The sequence below is a fragment of the Phenylobacterium sp. RIFCSPHIGHO2_01_FULL_69_31 genome, from assembly GCF_001824475.1.
Classification (GTDB): Bacteria; Pseudomonadota; Alphaproteobacteria; order Caulobacterales; family Caulobacteraceae; genus Phenylobacterium.
On record NZ_MHXN01000027.1, the window covers coordinates 1 to 10,726 of the forward strand.

The 10,726-nt window shown below is 71.8% G+C and carries 11 protein-coding genes; 6 read left to right on the forward strand and 5 right to left on the reverse strand.

Annotated features, from left to right (window positions below):
- Nucleotides 1–232: 232 nt before the first annotated feature.
- The 5 genes from A2790_RS14040 to flgF are packed head-to-tail and all read right to left on the reverse strand — an operon-like array spanning nt 233 to nt 3,622.
- Entirely contained in the window at nt 233–571 is a 339-nt protein-coding gene (locus A2790_RS14040; RefSeq protein ID WP_293392807.1) for a hypothetical protein, read from the reverse strand.
- 16 nt (nt 572–587) lie between these two features.
- On the reverse strand, nt 588–1,325 hold the full coding sequence (flgH, locus tag A2790_RS14045) for a flagellar basal body L-ring protein FlgH (RefSeq protein ID WP_293392810.1): 738 nt from the start codon (nt 1,323–1,325) through the stop codon (nt 588–590).
- 11 nt (nt 1,326–1,336) lie between these two features.
- Complete coding sequence (gene flgA, locus A2790_RS14050) at nt 1,337–2,077, reverse strand: flagellar basal body P-ring formation chaperone FlgA (protein WP_293392813.1); 741 nt, start codon at nt 2,075–2,077, stop codon at nt 1,337–1,339.
- A gap of 4 nt (nt 2,078–2,081) precedes the next feature.
- Nucleotides 2,082–2,870 carry a flagellar basal-body rod protein FlgG gene (flgG, locus tag A2790_RS14055; protein ID WP_293392815.1) on the reverse strand — a complete coding sequence of 263 codons (789 nt, stop codon included), beginning with the start codon at nt 2,868–2,870 and terminating at the stop codon, nt 2,082–2,084.
- Between the two features lie 14 nt (nt 2,871–2,884).
- A complete protein-coding gene (gene flgF / locus A2790_RS14060; RefSeq protein WP_293392818.1) occupies nt 2,885–3,622 on the reverse strand; it encodes a flagellar basal-body rod protein FlgF in 738 nt (245 codons plus the stop codon).
- 216 nt (nt 3,623–3,838) lie between these two features.
- On the opposite strand from flgF, the gene A2790_RS14065 reads away from it, so the two are divergent.
- From A2790_RS14065 to A2790_RS14090, 6 genes are all read left to right on the forward strand, one after another.
- Nucleotides 3,839–4,453 carry a flagellar basal body-associated FliL family protein gene (locus A2790_RS14065; RefSeq protein ID WP_293392821.1) on the forward strand — a complete coding sequence of 205 codons (615 nt, stop codon included), beginning with the start codon at nt 3,839–3,841 and terminating at the stop codon, nt 4,451–4,453.
- A 72-nt stretch (nt 4,454–4,525) separates the two neighbouring features.
- The gene (fliM, locus tag A2790_RS14070) at nt 4,526–5,569 is read left to right on the forward strand and encodes a flagellar motor switch protein FliM (protein ID WP_363080969.1); all 1,044 of its coding nucleotides are present in this window, start codon (nt 4,526–4,528) and stop codon (nt 5,567–5,569) included.
- On the forward strand, nt 5,566–6,141 hold the full coding sequence (locus tag A2790_RS14075; RefSeq protein ID WP_293392824.1) for a DUF6468 domain-containing protein: 576 nt from the start codon (nt 5,566–5,568) through the stop codon (nt 6,139–6,141). The genes fliM and A2790_RS14075 overlap by 4 nt, the downstream gene beginning before the upstream one ends.
- Nucleotides 6,138–7,061, forward strand: coding sequence for a hypothetical protein (locus tag A2790_RS14080; RefSeq protein WP_293392826.1), 924 nt, complete (start codon nt 6,138–6,140; stop codon nt 7,059–7,061). The genes A2790_RS14075 and A2790_RS14080 overlap by 4 nt, the downstream gene beginning before the upstream one ends.
- A 3-nt stretch (nt 7,062–7,064) precedes the next feature.
- Nucleotides 7,065–9,974: a tetratricopeptide repeat protein gene (locus tag A2790_RS14085; protein ID WP_293392827.1), complete on the forward strand. Its 2,910-nt coding sequence runs from the start codon at nt 7,065–7,067 to the stop codon at nt 9,972–9,974.
- A gap of 76 nt (nt 9,975–10,050) precedes the next feature.
- A complete protein-coding gene (locus A2790_RS14090; protein ID WP_293392829.1) occupies nt 10,051–10,572 on the forward strand; it encodes a DUF4440 domain-containing protein in 522 nt (173 codons plus the stop codon).
- Nucleotides 10,573–10,726: the final 154 nt, after the last annotated feature.

Here is a 10,726-nt window from a genome sequence, read left to right on the forward strand (position 1 = left end):
CCTTAGGCGAGCGTCGACGGCGGTGCGGCTCCTTAGGCGAGCGTCGACGGCGGTGCGGCTGGGTCCCGGGTCTGCGCGCTCTGGCGAGCGCTCCGCCCGGGATGACGAAGGTGGGGGTGCGCGGGTTGGCGTCCGCAGTGGGGTCGGGGGAATTGGTCGCGCCGCTCATGGCGGGCCTCAGATGGCCGCGCGGCGACCGGAACCGCTCGCCGAGCTCGGGTCAGCGTCGCCGTCAGAAGCGCTCGTAGACCTTCACGCGCGGTGGCTGCCCTGCGGCGACGCAGACGCGTCCCGCCGCGTGGGCGGATGTCCAGCGGAAGCCGCGGCTGCCGCGGCCGCAGAGGGCGCCCCGATGCCGGCGCACCTGCGCCGGGGCGTAGCCGACCTTGGCGAGGGCGGCCTCGGCGCGGGCGGCGTAGGCGGCAGAGGTGTTCCGGTCCCAGGCGTCCGCCGCGGCCAGCAGAGCGGCGATCGCGGCCACGATGCCCAGGACCTCGCCCCGCGTGGTTCGCCTCACCGGTATCGGGGGCGGCCTTGCGGAGGTCAGGTCGCCGACGGGATCGCGTCTCATGCGGTCGCGCCAGCGCCTAGAACGGGCTGAACCGCTCCACCAGGGACTGGCCGGCCGGGGTCTTCTGGACGCGGCTGATGTCGCCGCGGCCGCCGTAGCTGATGCGGGCTTCGGCGATCTGGGTGTGGCGGACGGTATTGGCCGAGGAGATGTCCTCGGGGCGCACGATGCCGGCCACGGTCAGCGAGCGCAGGTCGGTGTTGGTGCGCACCTCCTGGGTGCCCTGGATCATCATGTTCCCGTTGGGCAGCACGCCGGTGACCACCGCGGCGATGGTCAGGCTGATCTTCTCCGAGCGGTTCACCTGGCCGGCGCCGGCGTTGGAGCTGGAGGAGTTGGTCTCGATCGCATTGGCCGGATCGAAGGCGCCCGGCAGGATCTTCCCGAGGCTGGTCTCCAGACCCAGGAAGTGCGGCACGCCGGCGGTGACGCCCGAGGTGCGCGAGCTGGACGTGGCGTTGGTGGTCTTGGCGCTGTCGTCGATGTCGATCTGGACCGTCAGGATGTCGCCGATGCGGCTGGCGCGCTGATCGTTGAAGAAGGCGCGGGCGCCCGTGCGCCACAGGGAGTTGGCGCTGGCCGGCTGGGGCAGGGGCTCGCGGGCCGAGGCCAGCGGCAGGATGTTCTGGTCCCGCGGCACCAGGGCGGCCGGGTAGCCCACGGGGGCGAGCTCGGGGCCTCTCACCGCCTCGGAGACGGTGGAGCAGGCGGCGAGGGGGGCGAGGGCGGCGAGCGCGAGCAGGCGAAGACGCATGGGGGCTTCCTTCAACGGGAGGCGTAACGGGAAGAGCGGACCAGCTTCAGCTGCTCGGCTGCGGGGCCGACCGCGGCCTGGCCGGGTCCTGTGACCACGGCCTGGACGGTCTTCTTCGACGTGACGTTCTGCACGTTGATGGTCTCGCCGACCGCGCCGCCGGAAAGGGCCTTGGCCTGGAGCGCGAGCGAGACGCCTTGGTTGTCGTAGGTGAGGGTTACGATCTCGTTGGCCTTGATCACCATCGGCGCGGAAACATCGCGGGCGGCGACCGCGGCGCCGGCCCGCAGGGGGCGGCGGGCGGCCAGGCCGATGACGGCGTCCGGATCGTTCGGCGCGTCCGCGGGCGCCATGGCGGCCTTGCCCCAGACGAGGTCTTCCGGCTGCACGATCTCGCCGGCCGAGATCGGGCGGGTCCAGGTGAGCACGTCGACATTGCCGCGGGCGGCGACATTGGCCGGGGAGCCGGTGGGCGCCCCGCCGCTGACCACGATCTGGCGCAGGCCTTCGGCGTTGGCCCAGTCTAGGCCGGCGCGGTAGGCGGCGCTGCGCACCGCGGCGGCGCTGAGCATCACCGAGGCGCCGCGGCGGGCGGCGACGGGCGTGGAGCCTACAGCGCCGGCGCCGTCGAAGATCTCGCCCAGGGTGACGATGCCGTCGGCGTCGAAGACGTCGGCCTTGAGCGTCACCGGGGTGGCGGCGAGGGCGGGGGTGGCCGCGGCCAGGGCCGCGAGGAGCGCGAGGATCCTCATGACCCTATGCCTTCACCTGGTTGGCCGTGGCCAGCATGTTGTCGGCGGTGGAGATGACCTTGGAGTTCATCTCGTAGGCTCGCTGGGCGACGATCAGGGCGGTGATCTCGGCCACCGCGTCGACGTTCGAGGCCTCGGTGTAGCCCTGCTGCAGGGTGCCGATGCCGACCGAGCCGGGCGTGCCGGTGGTGGGGGCGCCCGAGGCGACGGTTTCCTTCAGCAGGTTGCCGCCCACGGCCTCGAGGCCGCCGTCGTTGACGAAGGTGGCGAGCTCGAGCACGCCCACGACGTTGGAGGCGGTCTGGCCGGCCTGGGTCACCTCGACCTGGCCCGAGGGGCTGATCGAGACCGAGACCGCGTCGGTCGGGATCGTGATCGCCGGCTGGATCTGGTAGCCGTCCTGGGTGACGAGCTGGCCCTGGTCGTTGACCGAGAGGTTGCCGGCCCGGGTGTAGGCGTTCTCGCCCGAGGGCAGCAGCACCTGGAGGTAGCCGCGGCCGTTGATGGCGATGTCGTACTGGTTGTCGGTCTTGGTCATCGTACCCTGGGTGCCGACCCGGTAGACCGCGCTGGCCTTCACGCCGGCGCCGACCTGGACGCCGGTGGGGACGATGGTGCCCTGGTCGGACGACTGGGCGCCGGCCGCCTGGAAGGTCTGGTAGAGCAGGTCCTGGAACTCGGCGCGTTCGCGCTTGAACCCGACCGTGTTCATGTTGGCGATGTTGTGGGAGATGACTTCCACGTTGAGCTGCTGGGCGGCCATGCCGGTGGCGGCGGTGCGGAGCGCTTGCATCGGTCGTTATCCTCTTACTGAACCCGACCCAGGCGCTCGACGGAGCGGCGCGAGAGTTCGGCTTCGGAGTCGATCATCTTGGCGGTGGATTCGTAGGCCCGGCTCACCTCGACCATGCGGGTGATCTCCAGCACGGCCTTGACGTTGGAGGTCTCCAGGTGGCCCTGGCGCAGCTTGGCCGTCGTGGCGGGCTGGGGCTGCAGGTTCGAAGCGTTGCGGAAGGTGTTGTCGCCGGACTTCTCCAGCGCGCCCTGGTTGGCGAAGGTGTACATGCCGACCTTGCCCACCCGCTCGTCGCCCTGGCTCATGGTGCCGTCGGCGCCGATGGCGACCTGGCCCTTCTCGGGGTCGATCAGGATCTCGCCGCCGCCGTCGTCCAGCACGGCCATGCCGTTCTGGGTGACCAGGCGGCCGGTCCCATCGGTGGTGAAGCGGCCGTCGCGGGTGAAGCGCGGGCCGTTCGGGGTCTGGATCTGGAAGAAGCCCTCGCCCTCGATGGCCATGTCCAGCGGCGCGCCGGTCTTGTTGAGGGCGCCCTGGCCGAAGTCCCGGGCGACCATGTCGCCGGCGACGAACTTCACCGGGCGCGGACCGCCCTGGGTGTGGGCGGGCGCGGCCGGGTCGGTCTTGTGCATCAGCGACTCCACCTTGAAGCCGGTGGTGTCGAGGTTGGCGATGTTGTTCGCGATGATGTCCATCTCCCGACGGAGGACCATCTGGCGCGAAACACCGACGTAGATTGCATTGTCCATTAACGGGGACCTTGTCGGACTGCGACTTTCTGGCCCTCTCAGATGCAAGGTCCGGGCCAGTTTGAAACCCGAGCAAAATCAACAAATAAGAAAGTTAACGGCGGCCGAGCGGCGGAAAATGCCGGGCAGGAATCGCGTCCGTTAAGAGGTGTTAAAAACGGCTTCTTAACCAAAGACCGGCATTCGTTGGCTCGCGGATACCTGAGGAACGCGCGCGTGGCGAAGAAGGACAAGAAGCCGAAGGAGGCCGAGGGCGAAAACCCGGAGGTCGCCGAAGGCGCGGAGGGCGAGGCCCCCGCCAAGAAAAAGCTGCCGCTGAAGATGCTCATCATCGCCGGCGCCGCCGCCGTCGTGGTGCTGGGCGGCGGCGGCACGGCCGCGTTCATGTTCTTGTCGCCCAAGCCCGACGCGGCCGCCGAGAAGGGCGACCACGCCAAGGACAAGAAGAAAGACAAGAAGAAGGACGAGAAGAAGGAAGGCAAGGAAGGCGAGAAGGGCGCGGCGGTGGTCCGCGAAGGTCCCGACGGCGTCGTCTTCTACACGCTGCCCGACGTGGTGGTGAACATGCAGACGGCCGATGGCCGGCCGACCTTCCTGAAGCTCAAGCTGACCCTGGAACTGCCCGACGAGAGCCTCGTCGAGGAGCTGGATCCGAACATGCCGAGGCTCCAGGACATGTTCCAGACCTTCCTGCGCGAGCTGCGGCCCGAGGACCTCTCGGGGAGCCAGGGCAGCTACCAGCTGCGCATGGAGATCCTGCGCCGGGTGAACCTGGTCATCGCGCCCAGCAAGGCCAACGCCGTCCTGATCGAGGAGATGCTGATCAACTAGCGCCCGCGCAGTTGCATCCCGAACGCCATGGCCGACGAAACCGAAAACATGTCCGAGACCGACACCGCCGCGATGGACGCGGGCGGCGGCGAGACCGACTGGGCCGCGGCCGCGGCGGCCGAGGCCAACTCGGCCGAGCGGATCCTGAACCAGGACGAGATCGACAGCCTGCTGGGCTTCGACCTGTCGGACGACGAGATCTCGGAACGCACGGGCATCCGGGCGATCATCAACTCGGCGCTGGTCAGCTACGAGCGCCTGCCGATGCTGGAGATCGTCTTCGACCGCCTGGTGCGGTTGATGACGACCAGCTTGCGGAACTTCACCTCGGACAACGTCGAGGTCAGCCTCGACAACATCAGCTCGATCCGGTTCGGCGACTACCTGAACTCGATCCCGCTGCCGGCCATTCTGTCGGTGTTCCGGGCCGAGGAGCTGAACAACTACGGCCTGCTGACGGTCGACTCGAACCTGATCTACTCGATCGTGGACGTGCTCTTGGGCGGGCGCCGTGGCACGGCGGCCATGCGGATCGAGGGCCGCCCCTACACCACCATCGAGCGGGTGCTGGTCCAGCGGATGGTCGAGGTGGTCCTGGCCGACGCCAAGGAGGCCTTCGAGCCGCTGACGCCGGTGAGCTTCACCCTGGACCGGCTGGAGACCAACCCGCGCTTCGCCGCCATCGCCCGGCCGGCCAATGCGGCCATCCTGGTGAAGCTGCGCATCGACATGGAAGACCGGGGCGGGCGGATCGAGCTCCTGCTGCCCTACGCGACGCTCGAACCCATCCGGAAGATGCTGCTGCAGCAGTTCATGGGTGAGAAGTTCGGCCGCGACAACATCTGGGAAAGCCACCTGGCCACCGAGCTGTGGACCACCCAGATGGACGTGCGCGCCGTCCTCGACGAGCAGCAGATCAGCCTGAAGCGGGTGCTGGAGCTGAAGGTCGGCGACACGCTGATGCTGAACGCCACGCCGGACAGCCTGATCGAGCTGCGCGCCGGCTCCATTCCGCTCACCCGCGGCCGCATGGGCCGCCGCAACGCCCACATCGCCGTCCGCGTGGAAGCCCCGCTTTCCCCCGCCGCCCGCCAAGCCGTCCAGAGGATCTCATGAGCCTGATCGCCGTTGCGATGAACCTGCTGCTGGCCGGCCTGCTGATCGCGGCCATGGTCGTGGGCGTCCGCCTGAACCGCCGCCTGAAGGCGCTGAAGGACAGCCATGCCGGCTTCGAGGTCGCGGTGCGCGAGCTGAACATGGCCGCCGTCCGCGCCGAACAGGGGCTGGCCGACCTTCGCGCCGCCACCGACGAGGCCACCGACATGCTGTCGGACCGGATCGAGAAGGGCCGCGCCCTGGCCGCCAAGCTGGAGAAGCTGGTCAGCTCGGCTCCCGAGCTGCCGCGGGCCACGATGGCCGAGCGCGCGCCGCGCCCGATGCCTTCCGTCGTTCCGCCGATGCGCGAAGGAACGACCGAGGACCGCCTGGGCAAGCTGCTGGCCATGGCCCGCTCGCGCCTGCAGGCCGAGGGCATGATCGACCAGGACGACCGGCCCGTGGCCGCCGCGCCGGAGCCGCTGGTCGGCCGGCCGCCGTTGCCGGGCCGCCGCATCGCTTCGCTGGTCGACGACGACCTCTTCGAGGACGCGCCCGCCGCGTTCGACCGCTTCCCCGGAGCGCGCCGTTGAAATCCGTTCCCCGCATCCTGCCGCTGGTCGGCGTCGCCATCGGCGGCGTCCTGGCCGTGAACGCGCTCTCGGGCGCCAAGGACCTGCCGGGCCTGCTCTCGGGCGCCCAGGCCTTCGCCGAGGAGACCGCCAAGGGCGGCAAGGCCGAGAAGCCCGCGAAGGCTGAGGCCGGCAAGGCCGAGGCCGGGAAGGCCCCCGCCGCCACGGACGCCGCCGTCGCGCTGCCGGCCGCCAGCATCGCGCCGAAGGCCGTCTGCGCGCCGACCGCCGCGGAACTCGCCAAGCAGGCGGGCCTGTCGCCGGCCGAGCTGCAGGTGCTGCAGAGCCTGGGCGCGCGCCGCGGCCAGCTCGACGCCCGCGAGAACGACCTGAACACCCAGCTTGCCCTGATGGCCGCCGCCGAGGCCAAGCTGGACGCCAAGATCCGCGCCCTGAACGGGCTGAAGGCCGAGGTCAACGGCCTGCTGAACCAGTCCAACGCCAAGGAAGCCGCCGAGATCGACCGCCTGGTGAAGGTGTTCGAGGGCATGAAGGCCAAGGACGCCGCCCCGCGCCTGGCCGCCCTGGACGACAACGTCCGCATCCCGATCGCGGCCAAGATGAAGGAGCGGGCGCTCTCGTCCATCATGGCCCAGATGCCCGCCGCCGAGGCGAAGAAGCTGACCGAGGCCCTGGCGCGCCGGTTCTCGGACGCCAAGGACGCCGCCGCCAAGGCGAGCGCCGTGGCCGAGCAGTCGCAGGCCGCGCCAGCCGCCGCGGCCGACGCGCCGAAGAAGCAGGCCGCCGCGCCCGCCCGGAAGACCCCGCCGCGCAAGAAGGCGCCCCCCGCCCAGCAGGCCGCGGCCAAGCCGGCCGCGCCGCCCGCCGCTCCGCCGGCCACGGCGCCGCCCGCGGCCGCCGCGCCGGCGCCCGCCGGATAGCCGATGGCGCTGAAGAAGGTCCTCCGCTCCGGGGTCGCCGCCGCTTGCATCGCCAGCGTCGTCGCCCCCGCGGGCCTCGCGGCCCCCGCCGCCAAGGCCGTCGCCCAGCGCGGCGGCGTGGACGTGCGCGTCGCGACCACGGAGACCTTCTCGCGCATCGAGGTGACGGGCGGCGGCAAGCTGCGCCGCGAGGGCCGCACGGTCGTCCTGACCAACGCCCCGGACAACGACCCCGAGGTCGCCCGGCTGCTCACCTCGCCGCCGAAGTGGATCAAGAGCGCCGTCAAGCTGCCGGTGGCGGGCCGGCGGCAGATCGTCGTCACCCTGGCCGACGACGCGGACGTGACGATCGGCCAGGCGGACGGCGCCGCCTACGCCAACTTCTTCGAGGCCCCGCCGCCCGCGCCGGAAGCCGCGCCGCAGGAGGTCGCGGTCGCCGAGCCCGAGCCGTCCCGGCCCAGCCCGCTGCCGCCCGGCGGCGTGGTCCGGATGGCGTCCCGCGTCGCCAACGGCCAGACGCAGCTGTCCTTCACCTGGGCGAATCCGGCGGGCGCGGCCGTCTTCCGCCGGGGCGATGCGATCTGGGTCGTGTTCGACGCCCCGGCCAGCCTGGACGTGTCGAGCGCGCCCAAGGGCGTGCGGCCGCTGCGGAGCCTCCAGGCCTTCAAGGGCGCCGACCACGCCGCGCTGCGGATCGACGCCGACCCCAACGCCCCTATCTTCGTAAGCTCCCAGGGCTCGACCTGGACCATTTCGCTGGGGCCCGGCCCGCAGGCGCAGCCGTCCATCGTCCGGGTCGGCCGCGACGCCGCCGGCGGTCCGGCGACGTTGAAGGCGCCCGTGGCGGGGGCGACCCGCATCGTCAACCTGCCCGACCCCGTGGTGGGCGACACCCTGACCGTCGTCACCGCGCTGGGACCGCCCAAGGGCGTGCCGAGCCGCCGGGACTTCGTGGACGCCGCGCTGCTGCCCTCGATCCAGGGCCTGGCGATCGAGCCGCTGACCGACAACCTCACCGTCCAGCGCGACGGCGAGCTGGTCCGCATCAGCCGCGCCGAAGGGCTGACGCTGTCGCCGAGCTGGGCCGTCCGCGAGCGCGAGGACACCCAGCTGGGCACCCCGCAGCCCGCGCCGATGCCGGCGATCATCCCGGCGGAATGGGCGAACCTCGGCTCGGTCGGCTTCCAGCGCCGCTACGACAGCCTGCTGTCGGCCGCCACGGTCGAAGGCGGCAACAAGGACCGCGAGGCGCCGGTCGCCGCGCGCATGGGCCTGGCCCGCTTCCTGGTGGGTTCGGAACTGAGCTTCGAGGCCATCGGCGTCCTCAACGCCCTGGCGCGCGAGCATCCCGAGATGCTCGACGATCCGGAGTTCCGCGCCCTGCGCGGGGTGGCGCGCACCCTGGCCCGCCGCTACGCCGAGGCCGACGCCGACTTCTCCTCGCCGACCCTGTCCACCGACCCGTCGACCGCCCTGTGGCGCGCCTACGTCAACACCCAGATCGCCCAGCACGCCGAAGCGCGCGCGCAGTTCGCCAAGGGCGTCGAGGCCTATGGCCTGATGCCGCCGCTGTGGCGCGCCCGGTTCGCCCGCGCCGACGCCCAGGCGGCCCTGGCCCAGGGCGACTTGGTGGCCGCCGACACCCGCATCCGCATGGCGCTGGAAGAGAAGGTCTCGTCGGAGGAACAGCTCCGCAGCCGCCTGATCCAGGCCCGCATCATCGAACTGCAGGGGTCCCAGGACCGGGCGCTGAAGATCTACAAGGCCATCGCCACCGCCCCGATCGATTCCATCGCCGCGCCGGCCGTGCTGCGCGCCACGCAGATTCGGCTGCAGCTCGCCCAGATCACGCCCCTCCAGGCGGCCGGGGTCTACGACGGCCTGCGCTACCGCTGGCGTGGCGATGCGACCGAGCTGGAGACCATCCGGGCGCTGGGCCAGCTCTACCTCGCCCAGGGCCGCTATCGCGAGGCGCTGGAGGCGCTGCGGTCGGCGGGCGTGCGCCTGCCCGACCTGCCGGAGGCCCAGCAGCTCCAGGCCGACCTCAACGCCGCCTTCCGCGGGCTCTTCCTGGACGGCCTGGCCGACGGGCTGGAGCCGTTGCAGGCGCTGGCCCTGTTCTTCGACTTCCGCGAGCTGGCCCCCATCGGCGCCGACGGCGACCTGATGGTGCGCAAGATCGTCCGGCGGCTGGTGGACGTGGACCTGCTGCCCCAGGCCGCCGAGCTCCTGAAATACCAGGCCGAGAACCGCCTGGACGGCGTGCCCAGGGCCCAGGTCTCCACGGACCTTGCCGTCATCTACCTCATGGACCGCAAGCCCGAGCAGGCGCTGCAGGCGATCAACAGCTCGCGCACCACCGTGCTGCCCTCCGCGCTGAACGCCGAGCGCCGGCTGATCGAGGCCCGCGCCTGGACCGCGCTCGGCCGGTACGACAGCGCCCTGGAGATCCTGGGGGCGGACGCCTCGAAGGACGGCACGGAGCTGCGCAGCGAGATCACCTGGAAGCAGAAGAACTGGGCCAGCGCCGGTCCGCTGTTCGAGAAGTCGCTGGGCGATCGCTGGAAGAACCCGACGCAGCTGTCCAGCGACGAGGAGGGCCGCCTGCTGCGCGCGGGCGTGGCCTACAGCCTGGCCGGCGACGAGGCGGCGCTGGGCCGGCTGCAACAGCGCTACCAGAGCTTCTACGAGAAGGCCAACAACCCCGACGCCCTGCGCATCGCCCTGTCCGGCGTGCCGTCGGGCCGGATGAGCGTGGCCGACTTCAGCCGCGTCTCCGCCGATAACGAAGCGTTCGCCGGTTGGGTCGAGAAGATGAAGGGGCGCTTCAAGACCCGCGCCGCGCCGGGGGCCGCCAAGCCGGTCGCGCCCGCTCGCCAGGCTGAGGCCGCCCCGCCCGCGGCGAAGGGCTGACCCCCTCCGTCGCGCGGTTCGACCCCTCCGTCGCAGCGCCGCTGGCGCGCCCGCCCAGGCGCCCTAGGCGGCGGGCATGCAGATCTCGAAACCCCTGGCCGCGGCTGCGGCCCTCATCGCCCTCTCATTCGCGGCCCCGGCCGCCGCCCATCCGCAGGACGAGGCGATCAACGGCGTCTATGCGCGGCTCGCCGCCAGCCGGGTCGCCAACGACGTGGCGGGCATGGCCGCCGGCTTCCATCCCCAGGCGCTGCTGATCGACGCCCGGCCCGGGCCCGCGGTGCTGGGCGCGGACCTCGCCGGCGTGCTGGCGCCGCAGCGCGAGCGGATCGTGCGCGACGGCGTGACGGTGGAGAGCGCGTACCGCATCGAGCGGCGCCAGGTGATCGGCGAGGACCTCGTGGTCGACGCCGGCTACATGCGCCAGGCGATGCGCCGGCCCGGGGCCGCGGAAAACGTCCGCCACGCCCGCTTCCTCGTGACCCTGAAGCGCGGCGCGGACGGCGTCTGGCAGATCGTCGGCGACGCGGCCATGCCGTCGACGGCGGAGGTCTGGACCGCGCTGGCGGCGCAGCCGGGGCTGAGGTTCGATCCGTGAGGGGGGGCTGTCCAGCGAGAACGCTCCGGCCGCCGACGATGGCTGCGGACATCGAGCACGCACCCCCACCTTCGTCATCCCGGGCGGAGCGCTCGCCAGAGCGCGCAGACCCGGGACCCAGCCGCACCGCCGTCGACGCTCGCCTAAGGGCGCT

What these genes read in the sequence shown, in the direction of transcription:
- A2790_RS14040 (WP_293392807.1), bottom strand. Translation starts at nt 571, where the DNA reads ATGAGACGCGATCCCGTCGGCGACCTGACCTCCGCAAGGCCGCCCCCG.
- flgH (WP_293392810.1), bottom strand. Translation starts at nt 1,325, where the DNA reads ATGCGTCTTCGCCTGCTCGCGCTCGCCGCCCTCGCCCCCCTCGCCGCC.
- flgA (WP_293392813.1), bottom strand. Translation starts at nt 2,077, where the DNA reads ATGAGGATCCTCGCGCTCCTCGCGGCCCTGGCCGCGGCCACCCCCGCC.
- flgG (WP_293392815.1), bottom strand. Translation starts at nt 2,870, where the DNA reads ATGCAAGCGCTCCGCACCGCCGCCACCGGCATGGCCGCCCAGCAGCTC.
- flgF (WP_293392818.1), bottom strand. Translation starts at nt 3,622, where the DNA reads ATGGACAATGCAATCTACGTCGGTGTTTCGCGCCAGATGGTCCTCCGT.
- fliM (WP_363080969.1), top strand. Translation starts at nt 4,526, where the DNA reads ATGGACGCGGGCGGCGGCGAGACCGACTGGGCCGCGGCCGCGGCGGCC.
- A2790_RS14075 (WP_293392824.1), top strand. Translation starts at nt 5,566, where the DNA reads ATGAGCCTGATCGCCGTTGCGATGAACCTGCTGCTGGCCGGCCTGCTG.
- A2790_RS14085 (WP_293392827.1), top strand. Translation starts at nt 7,065, where the DNA reads ATGGCGCTGAAGAAGGTCCTCCGCTCCGGGGTCGCCGCCGCTTGCATC.
- A2790_RS14090 (WP_293392829.1), top strand. Translation starts at nt 10,051, where the DNA reads ATGCAGATCTCGAAACCCCTGGCCGCGGCTGCGGCCCTCATCGCCCTC.